We start from the raw sequence: 12,054 nt of genomic DNA on the forward strand, positions 1-12,054 counted from the left end.
CCTCGAAATGAGCCGCACGACCACCCGCACCACGAGCCGCACCACCGGCCGCACCGCCCTGCTGGCGGCCATCGGACTGATCACGGCGACCGGCGCCACCGCCACCGTGATGACGACCACCGCGGGCGCCGCCGCCGCGGGCTGCAAGGTCGAATACCAGATCACCAACCAGTGGAACACCGGCTTCGGAGCCAATGTCGTCGTCACCAACACCGGTGACCCGCTGAGCGCCTGGACCCTGGAGTGGTCCTACGCGGGCGACCAGAAGGTCACCCAGGGCTGGAACGCCACGATCACGCAGTCCGGCGCCGCCGTGACCGCGAAGAACCTCTCGTACAACGGAAGCCTGGCCACGGGCGGTTCGGCCTCCTTCGGCTTCAACGGCTCCTACAGCGGGACGAACGCCGTCCCGGCGACCTTCACCCTCAACGGGGTCACCTGCAACGGCGCCACCCAGCCGCCCACGACTCCCCCGACGACACCGCCCACCACGCCTCCCACGACACCGCCGACCACCCCGCCGCCGACCGGCACCAAGGCCGACAACCCGTACGCCGGTGCCAAGGTGTACGTGAACCCCGAGTGGTCCGCCAAGGCCGCGGCCGAGCCGGGCGGGACCAAGGTCTCGAACCAGCCCACCGGCGTCTGGCTGGACCGGACGGCCGCCATCGCCGGTGTGAACGGCGGTATGGGCCTGCGCGACCACCTCGACCGGGCCCTGGTCCAGAAGGGCACCGGCGAACTCGTCGTCCAGCTGGTGATCTACAACCTCCCGGGCCGCGACTGCGCCGCGCTCGCCTCCAACGGCGAACTGGGCCCGACCGAGATCGACCGCTACAAGACCGAGTACATCGATCCCATCGCCGCGATCCTCGCCGACCCCAAGTACGCCGGCCTGCGCATCGTGACGACGGTCGAGATCGACTCCCTGCCGAACCTGGTCACCAATGTCTCCGGCCGCCCGACGGCCACCGCCAACTGCGATGCGATGAAGGCGAACGGCAACTACATCAAGGGCGTCGGCTACGCGCTCAACAAGCTGGGCTCGATCGCCAACGTCTACAACTACGTGGACGCCGGCCACCACGGCTGGCTCGGCTGGGACGACAACTTCGGCCCCTCCGCCGAACTCTTCAAGCAGGCCGCGACCGCCGAGGGCTCCACGGTCTCCAAGGTCCACGGCTTCATCGTCAACACCGCCAACTACAGCGCCCTGAAGGAGAACCACTTCAAGATCGAGGACTCCGTCAACGGTGTCTCGGTGCGTCAGTCGAAGTGGGTGGACTGGAACCGGTACACGGACGAGCTGTCGTACGCCCAGGCCATGCGCGCCAAGCTCGTCTCCATCGGCTTCGACCCCAACCTCGGCATGCTGATCGACACCTCCCGCAACGGCTGGGGCGGCACGGCCCGGCCGAGCGGTCCGGGTGCGCTGACGAACGTGGACACCTACGTCAACGGCGGCCGCTACGACCGGCGCATCCACCTCGGCAACTGGTGCAACCAGGCAGGCGCGGGGCTCGGCGAACGGCCGCAGGCCGCCCCGGCCGCGGGCATCGACGCGTACGTGTGGATGAAGCCTCCGGGCGAGTCGGACGGCGCCAGCAAGGAGATCCCGAACAACGAGGGCAAGGGCTTCGACCGGATGTGCGACCCACCTACACGGGCAACGCGCGCAACGGGAACAGCATGTCGGGATCGCTGCCCGATGCTCCGCTCTCGGGCCAGTGGTTCTCGGCCCAGTTCCAGGAGCTGCTGAAGAACGCCCACCCGGCGCTGTGACGCACGACCGCGCGTGACGGACCCGGCCGGCCGGAACCCGGTTCCGGCCGGTCGGTCCGCCGGCCGGTCCGTGAGTCCGCCGGATCGGTCCGTCGGTCGCGCTCAGCGCCGGATCTGGCTCGATCCCCGTACGACCAACTCGGGCCGCAGCACGACCTGTTGATGCCGGTGAGCGGCACCCTGCTCACCGGCCTCGTCGAGCAGCAGCTCGGTCGCCATGGCTCCCAGCGTGGCGGCCGGCTGCCGTACGGAGGTGAGGGGGACGGCGGCCGCGGCGGCGAACTCGATGTCGTCGTAACCGACGATGGCGATGTCCTCGGGAACCCGGACCCCCGCCGCGTACATCGCCTGCAGCACGCCGAGCGCGAGCAGGTCGTTGGCGCAGAAGACTGCGGTGGGACGCTCCGCCATCCCGAGCAGGCGCGCTCCCGCGTCCCGGCCGGAGTTCACGTCGAGCCGGTCGGCGTCGACCTCCCGCAGCGCATCCGGGGGCAGCCCGGCCTCGGCCAGCGCGTCCAGCGCACCGGTGCGCCGGTCGCGGACCTGGAGGAGATGGCCCTGACCACTGACGTAGGCGATCGAGCGGTGGCCGAGGGACACCAGATGGCGGACGGCCATCGCGCCGCCCGCCACGTCGTCCACGGAGACCGAGCAGCCGCCGACACCGCCGGCGACCCGGTCGACGAGCACGAACGGGATGCCGTGCCGGCGGAACTCCTGGAGATTGCTTCCGCTGGGGTCGGCCGGGGTGACCAGCACGCCGTGCACGCGCTGTTCGGCGAAGAGGGAGAGGTACTCGGCCTCGGCGGCCGGGCTCTGGTCGCTGTTGCAGACCATCACGCTCAGCCCGGCGGCACGCGCGGTCCGCTCGGCACCCCGCGCCAGGTCGACGAAGAAAGGGTTGCCCATGTCGAGGACGAGCAGGGAGAGCAGGCGGCTGCGCCCCGCCCTCAGCTGGCGTGCCGACTCGCTGCGCACATAGCCGAGGCGGTCGATGACCTCGCGCACGTGACGGCGGGTGCGCTCCGAGACGAGGTCGGGCCGGTTGATCACGTTGGAGACCGTCCCGACGGAGACCCCCGCCTCCCGGGCCACGTCCTTGATCCCGGCGCCCTGTTCCGGGCCCTGCCCGGTGCCTTGTCCGGCGACCGCGCCCGCCGCTCCTGCCGTACGACTCACCTGTCGCGTCCCGCCTCTTTCACCGGTTCAATCGTCCGCCTCGTCGGACGGGATGGTACCAACGAGTGTCATGAATCGATTCATCCTGGACGGCACCCGCTTGGCGGTGATCCACGTCACAGCTCGCCGGTCGATGAGTTCCCGCCTCGCCTCCGGTCCACCCCACAGAATCGACGAACCACCGACCGAAGGAGACCGGCCATGACCGAGACCGTCAAGGGACCTGCCAGCTACTTCCCCTCGATCGAGAAGAAGTACGGTCGCCCGATCGCGGAGTGGAAAGACCTGATCCGTTCCTCGCCCCTGACCAAGCACATGGAGCTCGTCTCATGGCTCAAGGCCGAGCACGGCCTCGGCCACGGCCACGCCAACGCGCTCGTCGCGCACACCCTCGCCGAGGACAGCGGGAAGTGAGGCGGCGCGCGGCGGAGCGGGCCGGTCAATTCGGTGGCACGGGACGGCGGACCCCTGGGAGGATCCCCGGCATGACCTACGGAATCGAGTCCCACCCCGCCCGTTGAGCGCCCAGGAAAAGCGCGGCGCGCTCACTTCCCGGCCCTCTCTGTACGCCTACGCCCTGCGCCGGCACGGCGCGGAGCCCGACGGCCGCCTGCCCCGTGGCGGCTACCCCCTGCCCGACGAACCGCCGCCCGCGGAGGAGATCCCGGAGCGGTCCGGCGTCACCCACAAAGAGCTGCTCCGGACCGTCGGCGACGCGCTCTCCCCTCTCCTGGGCGCGCCGGACACCCGGTGGGCCGCCGGTGAGGTGCACCGTCGCCTCGGCGAGCTGAGAGCGCGAAACCGTACTCTCCGCGTCGTCCGCGCGGTCGTGGCCCAACTGCCGCTCGACGACGAGACGGCCGCACGCGCGCTGGGCCGCCGGCTGACCCGCGCGGGCACGACCGCCGCGGCCGTCGGCGTCGGCCTCGGGCTCCTGGCCCGCCTCGGCGAGCCGGAGGACGTGCCGTATCTCCGGACGCTCGCGCTGCTGCGCGGCTTCGCCGGCACCGCCGTCCAGGCGCTCACCGCCCTCGACGCCCCGACGGCCGCTCTGGTGTGGCTGACCGAGTACATCGAGGAGGGGGAGCTGCGTCGCCTGGTGGACGCCCTCGCGGCCCGTGACGACAACTCCGCCCACGCCTGGCTGCTGACGACCCCGCTGCCGCCTGGCGCCGTGGGTCCTGAGACCGCCCGCAGGATCGCCGAGGCCGTGCGGCTCGACGAGGTCGTGCGGGCGGATCCGGTCGACCTCCGGGTCCTGGCCCAGGCCGGACGGCTGCTGTGCCGGATGGCGAGCCGGCGTGACTACCGGCCCGAAGTCCTCGCCTACGCGGGGGCGGTCGCGGTCCACGAGGCTCTCGTCGCACGGGCCTCCGCTCTTGCGCCGACCTTGGACCACTACGCGATCCTGCTCTCCCTCGCCCTTGATCTGCACAGCGGGCCGAGCCACCTGCTCCCCTGGCCGCCCGGCCGGCGCGAGGCCCTGCTGGACGGCCTGGAGTCCGTCCTGACCGCACCGTCCTGGGCGGCCCTGACCCGCGGTGAGCCCACACCGCGAGCCGATCCCGCCGAACGGCGCCGAGCCGCCTGGATCCGGCGCACCGCCCGACAGCCCTTCGGGCCCCGCGACCAGCGGACCGGCGCGCCTCGGCTCCGGATCGAGGTCGCCGTAAGCGACCCCGCGGACCCCGACACGGTCGAGACCCGGTTCCTCGTCGACGGACGCCCTCTCGTGCCGGAGGCGTTCGGCCGGGGCCCCGGAAACGCACCGGAGTACCTGCTCGACAGCGGGCGGCTGCGGGCCACGCCCGAGCCGCGGGAGGTGCAGCTCGCCGAGGCGTACTGCACCGAGGGCTGTTGCGGCGCGCTCCATGTCACCGTCCGCCGCGACGGGGACCACGTCGTGTGGAACCACTGGCGGCGCCCGCCCGCCTCGCCGCACCGACAGGCGTTGTCGGAGCTGCCGGAGTACCGCTTCGACGCGGCGGCCTACGACGCCGAGGTCGCTCGTGCCGAGAGCGACCACTCCTGGGCCTGGCCGGCCCGGAGCACCGCGCGCCTCCTGGCCGCGGGGCTGCGGGACCGGCCGGAACTCCTCACCCGGTGGGACTGCCGGTTCGGTTGGGTGGGCACGGCCTTCTCCGAGCCGGACACGACGACGCTGTCCTTCACCTTCTGGCCGGGACTCGCCGCCGGGCGGCGGGACACGGCCGGACCGTGGCTGCAGTTCGTCTGGGACCTCCCGGACGACGGCACGCCTCCGGACGTCCGCGCCGCCCGGGTCCTGAAACGCATGGAGACGACCGATCCGAAGACCTTCGCGGAGGTGAGAGGCGGCAGCCGGGAACACGCCCAGGTCCTCGGCTTCCCCTGGCCGGAAGGCCAGGGGTGCTAGGTCGCGTCCGGAGAGTAGCGCCGTCTGCCCGCAGGGCAGGGCCCGCGGCGTCCGGTGCGTGCGATCGCAAGGCGGAGGGCCGCCCCCCTTCTGGGCGTACTGGGGCGATCCCGACAACGCGGCGAACGTGCGTGCCAGGCGCCGCGGGCCAGGCGGGACTTCACGGAGACGGCCTAGCGGGTGTCACCCTCCCAGTCCCAGTGGTACGGGTCGCCCTCGCGCGGCCCGTACCGGGCGCTGCCGCCCGGGCCGTAGGTGCCTATCTCGGTGGCGAGGGCGGCGCCCTCCTGGAGCTGCTCCGTCGTCCAGCCGGTGACGTCGAGAAGCAGCCCGTCCAGGGGCCCTGCCACCAGCTCCCGGTAGACGTGCCCCGGCCTCGGCCCGGGATGGGGGTCGTCGTGGTCCGCGCCGTACACGCGGCCTCGCATCAGCTCGTCCATACCCGGCAGCATCGCACCCGCCACTGACACTCGCCCGGTCACACCCCCTGCGGTCACTCCGCCGGAGCGATGTTCTGGTTGGAGCGGAAGACATTGGCGGGGTCGAACTCCCGTTTGAGCTCGCGTAGCCGCCGGAGTTTCGCCGCGCCGTACGCCTGCTCGATCCGGTCGGCGCCCTCGTCCATGAGGAAGTTGACGTAGACGCCGGCGTGGTGGGGCCGGAGCGCGGACCACCAGTCGCGGGCCCAGGCCCGCTCCTCCTCGAAGCCCTCGGCGGTGGTGCGGTTGCCGTTGATGTTGAAGGTGTGGCCGACACCGCGTCCGCTGTACGCGGTCTCGTCCTCCCCCACCCGGGCGACGGCTCCGCCGAGGTGGAAGATCCCGCCGGTCGAGAGCGGAGAGGCGACCCGCAGGGCGTGCTCCGCACAGATGTCGACGACGTCGTCGGTGAGCCGGTCGACATCGCACGCCTTGACGTAGTACCACCAGCCGTGAGGGAAGGACGGATCGAACATGGCCTGGTGCTGCGTGTACGGCTTCGGTACGCAGAGGTCGAGCAGCGGTGTCCCGAACGCCTTCAGGGGCCGCAGCACTTCCTGCCCCTCCTCGATGTCGCCCGTGTAGCAGCTGATGACGGCGATGACGGGCCGCCCGTGCAGGTCCGGCGGGATGGCCGGGAGCGACGGGGCCTTGCGGTGTACGACGACGGTCGTCAGCTCGTCGGGGACGTCGGTGATCCAGTCCCGGTAGAAGCGGAGCACCCGCGACGCTTCCTCGAGGGGCCACAGGACCGGCCCCGCGAGGACTGTGGGGCCCACCGGGTTGAGCCGGAACTCGAACTCGGTGACGACGCCGAAGTTGCCGCCCGCGCCCCGCAGTCCCCAGAAGAGTTCGGGTTCGCTCTCCGCGCTCACCTGGAGGAAGGTGCCGTCCGCGGTGACGAGGTCGGCGGAGAGCAACTGGTCGACGGTGAGGCCGTACTTCCGCATGAGCCAGCCGATTCCGCCGCCGAGCGTCAGCCCGGCGAGACCGGTGTGCGTGACGATGCCCGAGGGGACGGCGAGGCCGAAGTGCTGTGTCTCGCGGTCGAGCGCGCCGAGCAGCACACCGGCCTGGGCCCGGACCGTACGGTGCACGGGGTCCACGCGGATGCCGTTCATGGCCGAGAGGTCGATGACGATCCCGCCCTCGCACAGCGACTGGCCGGGGAAGCTGTGGCCGCCGCTGCGGACGGCGACCGGCAGTCCGCCGCGTCGCGCGCAATCCAGCGCGGCGACGACGTCTGCGACTCCGGTGCAGTAGGCGACGAGGGCCGGGAACTTGCTGATCGACCCGTTCCAGATCCGTCGGGCCTCGTCGTAGGCGGGCTCGTGGGGGCGGACGAGCCGGCCGGCGAAGGTCCGCTCCAGCTCCTGGACGGCGGCCCGGTCCGCACGCGCGGCTTCCGCATGGGCAGTGCCCATGATCGCTCCTCGACCGATCGGTCTCTGCTCCCAGCCTCCCACCGGCGGCCCCCGCCCGCACCCCCTACTGCGCCGCCCGCTCCCGCAGACTCGTCTGCCAGGCGGGGCTCTGCTCCTCCGGGTCCGCTTCGGCTCGGCGGCCGCCGCGGGCGAAGAAGTCGGCGAGGGGCAGGATCGCGGCTCCGACGGTGACGGCGTCCGGTCCGAGGGTGCCCAGGTCGATGCGCACGTGGGAGGCCGGATACGACAGGGCGTAGGAGGTGGCGTAGGTCCGGACCGTGTCGAGGAAGCGGGCGCCGAGCTGGAGGCCGGCCCAGCCGCCGACCAGGATGCGTTCGGGCTGGAAGAGGTTGATCAGGTCGGAGAAGCCCGCGCCGAGGTACTCGGCGGTCTCCTCCAGAACCGCCAGAGCGGTGGCGTCGGCTGGTGCCGTCGTTCCGTCGGCGTCCGGTGCGGGATAGGCGGCGGCGAGCATCGCGGTCAGCGCGGTCTCCTCGTCCGCGCCGACGGGCGGCCGTCCGCCCGCCTCGGCCCAGCGTTCGAGCAGCGCCTCGGCACCCGCGTACGCCTCCAGGCAGCCCTGGGCGCCGCAGCGGCAGCGGCGGCCCCGTACCCGTACGGTCAGGTGCCCCCACTCGACGGCGCGGCCGGGCCGCATGTCGTCCGCGACGACGCAGGCGCCCACACCGGAGCCGAAGAGCACCACCACCGCGTTCTGCGCGCCCCGCCCGGCGCCGAACCACATCTCCGCCTGGCCGAGCGTCTTGGCGCCGTTGTCGATGTAGTAAGGGACGGTCTCGGGCAGGAGCCGCGACTCGCGCAGGAGCCGTTCCAGCGGGACCGCGTCCCACCCGATGGTCTGACCGTGCACCACGGCGCCGTCCTCGGCGGTCCGGGCGACGATGCCCGGCACGCCGACACCGACGCCGAGAAGCCGTTCCGCCGCGATCCCGGCGCGTTCGAGGACTTCCGCGATGCCCTCGCGAAGGTGGCCGACGACGACCCCGACGTCGTAGCGGTCGACACGGCGCGGCCCCTGGGTCTCCAGCGGCTTCTCGACCCGCGCGAGTTCGGTGAGGGCCAGGTCGAAGAGCTCGATCCGCACCCGGGTCTCGCCTACGTCCACCCCGATCATGTAGCCGCTGTCCGCGCTGATGCGCAGGAGCGTGCGGGGCCGGCCGCCCGCGGAGTCGACACTGCCGGCCTCCTCCACCAGCCCCTCGGCGACCAGTTCGGCCACCACGTTGCTCACCGAGCCCGAGCTCAGGCCGGTGACCGGGCCGAGCGAGAAGCGGCTCAGGGGCCCGTCGAAATACAACCGTTGCAACACCGCGGTGCGGTTCTCCCGCCGCAGGTCACGCACAGTTCGGCCGCTGCGCACCTTCACCCCGCCCCCTCGTCTCCGTTGTCCTTCAGGGCAACTTACATGTGACCGGGGCCTTGACGCGACCTTCGCTTGAGGTTTAACTCACATCCTAAATTAAGTCGCGGGGATTTTCGGGATCCGAACGCGGGACGCTACTCGCGTCCCACGCTCCCCGCAGGCGAAGACCGTCCACCTCCCCGGAAGGCCCCTGGAGTCATGCGCAGAATCCGAGCCGCAGCCGTCGGCGCCGTCACCCTTTCGCTCGTCCTCGCCGCGGCCGCCTGCGGCGGCGGCTCGTCCGGCTCGGAGGGCTCCAACGAGCAGCCGAGGACACTCACGTACTGGGCCACGAACCAGGGCGCCAATCTCGAGGTCGACAAGAAGGTTCTCCAGCCCGAGCTAGACAAGTTCGAGAAGGAGACCGGCATCGAGGTGAAGCTGGAGGTCGTGCCCTGGGGCGACCTGCTCAACCGCATCCTCACCGCCACCACCTCCGGCCAGGGCCCCGACGTCCTGAACATCGGCAACACCTGGAGCGCCTCCCTGCAGTCCAGCGGCGCCCTGCTGCCCTGGGACGCGAAAAACTTCGAGGCGATCGGCGGCAAGGACCGTTTCGTGGATTCCGCCCTCGGCTCCACCGGCGTCCAGGGTCAGGATCCGGCGGCCGTCCCGCTGTACTCCATGGCTTACGCGCTCTACTACAACAAGAAGATGTTCGCCGACGCCGGCATCCAGAAGCCGCCCGCCACATGGGCGGAGATGGCTGAGACCGGCAAAAAGCTCTCCAAGAACGGTACGTGGGGGCTCGGGGCCGAGGGGTCCAACCTCTCCAACAACATCCACCAGGTGTTCGTCCTCGGCAAGCAGCACAACGCGGACTTCTTCACCCCTGACGGCAAGGCCGACTTCACCTCCGACGGCGCCGTGGCCGCGGTCAAGCAGTACGTCGACCTGATGGCCAAGGACAAGATCATCGCGCCCGGCAACGCCGAGTACGCGCAGAATCAGTCCCTGAGCGACTTCGCCAAGGACAAGACGGCCATGGTCCTGTGGCAGACCGCGTCGGCCACCTTCAAGGCCCAGGGCATGAGTGAGGACGAGTGGGGAGTGGCGCCCGCACCGGTGCAGTCCGGTAGGCCCGGCCCGGGCGCCGCCGCCAACTCCATGGTCGCCGGCATCAACATGGCCGTCTTCAAGAACACCAAAAACATCGACGGCGCCAAGAAGTTCGTCAAGTTCATGACCAGCGACGAAGAGCAGGTCATTCTCAACAAGGCATACGGCTCCATCCCGCCGGTCAAGACCGCCCAACAGGACCCGGCCTTCAACACCCCCGCACTCGCTGTCCTGCGCGAGACCCTGGCCACCAGTGCCGCCGCCCTCCCGCAGGTTCCCGAGGAGTCGCAGTTCGAGACGGTGGTCGGCACCGCGGTCAAGGAACTCTTCGCCGAGGCGGCCGCCGGCCGGCCGGTGACCACGGAGTCGGTGCGGGCCAAGCTCGAAAAGGCCCAGCAGCAGATGCCGAAGAAGTGAGTGCGGACACCTCGATGACTCTCACCGCTGCCCCCGAAACGGGCGAGCGGACAGCACGGAAGAACTCTCCCGGAGGGGCGCGGGGCCCGCGTCGCTCCGGGCGGCTGCGCCGCGTCGGCCTGCCGTACCTCCTGCTGCTTCCCGCCCTGATCCTGGAACTCCTGGTCCACCTGGTGCCGATGGTGATCGGCATCGTCGTGAGCTTCAAGGAGCTCACCCAGTTCTACGTCCGCGACTGGGGCACCGCGCCCTGGGCGGGGTTCGACAACTACTCACTCGCCATCGACGTCAACGCCCCTGTGGGGGAGGCGCTGCTGCGGTCCTTCGCCACCACGTGCCTGTTCACCCTGTCCTCGGTCGGGCTGTGCTGGCTCCTCGGCACCGCCGCCGCGATCTTCATGCAGGAGACCTTCCGCGGCCGGGGCCTCCTGCGCACGGTCTTCCTCGTTCCCTACGCCCTGCCGGTCTACGCCGCCGTCATCACCTGGGCGTTCATGTTCCAGCGGGACAACGGCCTGGTGAACCACGTGCTGCACGACCAGCTCGGGCTCACCGACACCCCGCCGTTCTGGCTGATCGGCGAGAACAGCTTCGTCACCCTGCTCGTCGTCTCGGTCTGGAAGGGCTGGCCCTTCGCCTTCCTCATCATGATGGCCGGCCTGCAGAACATCCCCCGGGAGATCTACGAGGCCGCGGCGCTGGACGGCGCGGGCGTCTGGCAGCAGGTCCGCCGGATCACGCTGCCCTCGCTGCGCCCGGTCAACCAGGTCCTCGTCCTCGTCCTCTTCCTGTGGACGTTCAACGACTTCAACACCCCCTTCGTCCTCTTCGGCAAGGCGGCACCGGAGGCGGCGGACCTGATCTCCCTGCACATCTACCAGTCCTCGTTCCAGACCTGGAACTTCGGCGCGGGCTCCGCCATGTCGGTCCTCCTGCTCCTGTTCCTGCTCGTCGTGACAGGCGCCTACCTCCTGCTCACCTCCCGAGGAAGGAAGGCCACCGATGCCTAGTCACTCCCGGCGGCCGGTCCGCTCCCCGATGGCCGCCCCGCGGTCCTTCCTGTGGAGTCGGCGGATCTTCCTGACGCTGCTCACCGGCTTCGTCCTGCTACCGGTCTACGTCATGGTCTCCAGCTCCCTGAAGCCGCTGCAGGACGTCTCGGGGGCGTTCCGGTGGATCCCCTCGGGACTCACCGTCCGTCCGTACTTCGACATCTGGGAAACCGTTCCGCTGGCCGACTACTTCATGAACTCCCTGATCGTGGCGGGTTCGGCGACCGTCTGCTCCGTCACCATCGCCGTATTCGCGGCCTACGCGGTCAGCCGCTACTCCTTCCGGGGCAAGCGCGTCTTCACGGTCACGGTGCTCTCGACCCAGATGTTCCCCGGCATCCTGTTCCTGCTGCCGCTGTTCCTCATCTACGTCAACATCGGCAACGCCACCGGAATCGCCCTGTTCGGTTCGCGGGGCGGGCTGATCCTCACGTATCTCACCTTCTCCCTGCCGTTCTCCATCTGGATGCTCATCGGCTACTTCGACTCGGTGCCCCGAGACCTGGACGAGGCGGCCAAGGTGGACGGCTGCGGCCCGCTCGGCGCGCTCTTCCGGGTCGTCGTGCCCGCCGCAGTCCCGGGCATCGTGGCCGTCGCCGTGTACGCCTTCATGACCGCGTGGGGCGAGGTCCTGTTCGCCTCCGTGATGACCAACGACACCACCCGGACCCTCGCCGTCGGCCTCCAGGGCTACTCCACCCAGAACGACGTGTACTGGAACCAGGTCATGGCCGCCTCCCTGGTCGTGAGCCTCCCGGTCGTCGCCGGCTTCCTTCTCCTCCAGCGCTACCTCGTCACCGGACTCACCGCCGGTGCCGTCAAGTAACCGTGGACATCACCCCCC

Annotated in this window: 9 protein-coding genes and 1 pseudogene; 6 read left to right on the top strand and 4 right to left on the bottom strand. The window is 70.6% G+C overall.

What is annotated here, in order from left to right; translation table 11 throughout:
• The first annotated feature begins 7 nt into the window (after positions 1 to 7).
• Positions 8 to 1,782 (top strand): annotated as a pseudogene (locus IE136_RS17075) (glycoside hydrolase family 6 protein).
• 102 nt (positions 1,783 to 1,884) lie between these two features.
• On the opposite strand, the gene IE136_RS17080 reads toward IE136_RS17075, so the two are convergent.
• Entirely contained in the window at positions 1,885 to 2,886 is a 1,002-nt protein-coding gene (locus IE136_RS17080) for a LacI family DNA-binding transcriptional regulator (RefSeq protein WP_229818920.1), read from the bottom strand.
• 276 nt (positions 2,887 to 3,162) lie between these two features.
• Here IE136_RS17080 and IE136_RS17085 point away from each other — a divergent pair, with 276 nt between their 5' ends.
• Both IE136_RS17085 and IE136_RS17090 read left to right on the top strand, forming a co-directional pair.
• Positions 3,163 to 3,375, top strand: coding sequence for a DUF4287 domain-containing protein (locus IE136_RS17085; RefSeq protein ID WP_158993017.1), 213 nt, complete (start codon positions 3,163 to 3,165; stop codon positions 3,373 to 3,375).
• A 103-nt stretch (positions 3,376 to 3,478) separates the two neighbouring features.
• Positions 3,479 to 5,356: a hypothetical protein gene (locus tag IE136_RS17090; protein WP_229818902.1), complete on the top strand. Its 1,878-nt coding sequence runs from the start codon at positions 3,479 to 3,481 to the stop codon at positions 5,354 to 5,356.
• Positions 5,357 to 5,529: 173 nt separating this feature from the next.
• On the opposite strand, the gene IE136_RS17095 is transcribed toward IE136_RS17090, so the two are convergent.
• The 3 genes from IE136_RS17095 to IE136_RS17105 all read right to left on the bottom strand — a co-directional run bounded on the left by IE136_RS17095 (position 5,530) and on the right by IE136_RS17105 (position 8,646).
• The gene (locus IE136_RS17095) at positions 5,530 to 5,796 is read right to left on the bottom strand and encodes a hypothetical protein (RefSeq protein ID WP_158993015.1); all 267 of its coding nucleotides are present in this window, start codon (positions 5,794 to 5,796) and stop codon (positions 5,530 to 5,532) included.
• Positions 5,797 to 5,849: 53 nt separating this feature from the next.
• Positions 5,850 to 7,259, bottom strand: coding sequence for an FAD-binding oxidoreductase (locus tag IE136_RS17100; protein ID WP_158993013.1), 1,410 nt, complete (start codon positions 7,257 to 7,259; stop codon positions 5,850 to 5,852).
• Positions 7,260 to 7,323: 64 nt separating this feature from the next.
• Positions 7,324 to 8,646 carry an ROK family protein gene (locus tag IE136_RS17105; protein WP_158993645.1) on the bottom strand — a complete coding sequence of 441 codons (1,323 nt, stop codon included), beginning with the start codon at positions 8,644 to 8,646 and terminating at the stop codon, positions 7,324 to 7,326.
• A 195-nt stretch (positions 8,647 to 8,841) separates the two neighbouring features.
• Here IE136_RS17105 and IE136_RS17110 point away from each other — a divergent pair, with 195 nt between their 5' ends.
• The 3 genes from IE136_RS17110 to IE136_RS17120 are packed head-to-tail and all read left to right on the top strand — an operon-like array spanning position 8,842 to position 12,036.
• Positions 8,842 to 10,158 (top strand): extracellular solute-binding protein, encoded by a 1,317-nt coding sequence (locus IE136_RS17110; protein WP_189600763.1) that lies wholly within the window; start codon positions 8,842 to 8,844, stop codon positions 10,156 to 10,158.
• Between the two features lie 14 nt (positions 10,159 to 10,172).
• Complete coding sequence (locus IE136_RS17115) at positions 10,173 to 11,168, top strand: carbohydrate ABC transporter permease (protein WP_189600764.1); 996 nt, start codon at positions 10,173 to 10,175, stop codon at positions 11,166 to 11,168.
• Between the two features lie 28 nt (positions 11,169 to 11,196).
• A complete protein-coding gene (locus IE136_RS17120) occupies positions 11,197 to 12,036 on the top strand; it encodes a carbohydrate ABC transporter permease (protein WP_158995070.1) in 840 nt (279 codons plus the stop codon).
• Positions 12,037 to 12,054 lie beyond the last annotated feature (18 nt).

This window comes from Streptomyces lateritius, assembly GCF_014649715.1.
Lineage (GTDB): Bacteria > Actinomycetota > Actinomycetes > Streptomycetales > Streptomycetaceae > Streptomyces > Streptomyces lateritius.

Coding starts and splice junctions, on each gene's coding strand:
- IE136_RS17085 (WP_158993017.1), top strand. CDS start 3,163: ATGACCGAGACCGTCAAGGGACCTGCCAGCTACTTCCCCTCGATCGAG.
- IE136_RS17095 (WP_158993015.1), bottom strand. CDS start 5,796: ATGGACGAGCTGATGCGAGGCCGCGTGTACGGCGCGGACCACGACGAC.
- IE136_RS17120 (WP_158995070.1), top strand. CDS start 11,197: ATGGCCGCCCCGCGGTCCTTCCTGTGGAGTCGGCGGATCTTCCTGACG.
- IE136_RS17110 (WP_189600763.1), top strand. CDS start 8,842: ATGCGCAGAATCCGAGCCGCAGCCGTCGGCGCCGTCACCCTTTCGCTC.
- IE136_RS17115 (WP_189600764.1), top strand. CDS start 10,173: ATGACTCTCACCGCTGCCCCCGAAACGGGCGAGCGGACAGCACGGAAG.
- IE136_RS17100 (WP_158993013.1), bottom strand. CDS start 7,259: ATGGGCACTGCCCATGCGGAAGCCGCGCGTGCGGACCGGGCCGCCGTC.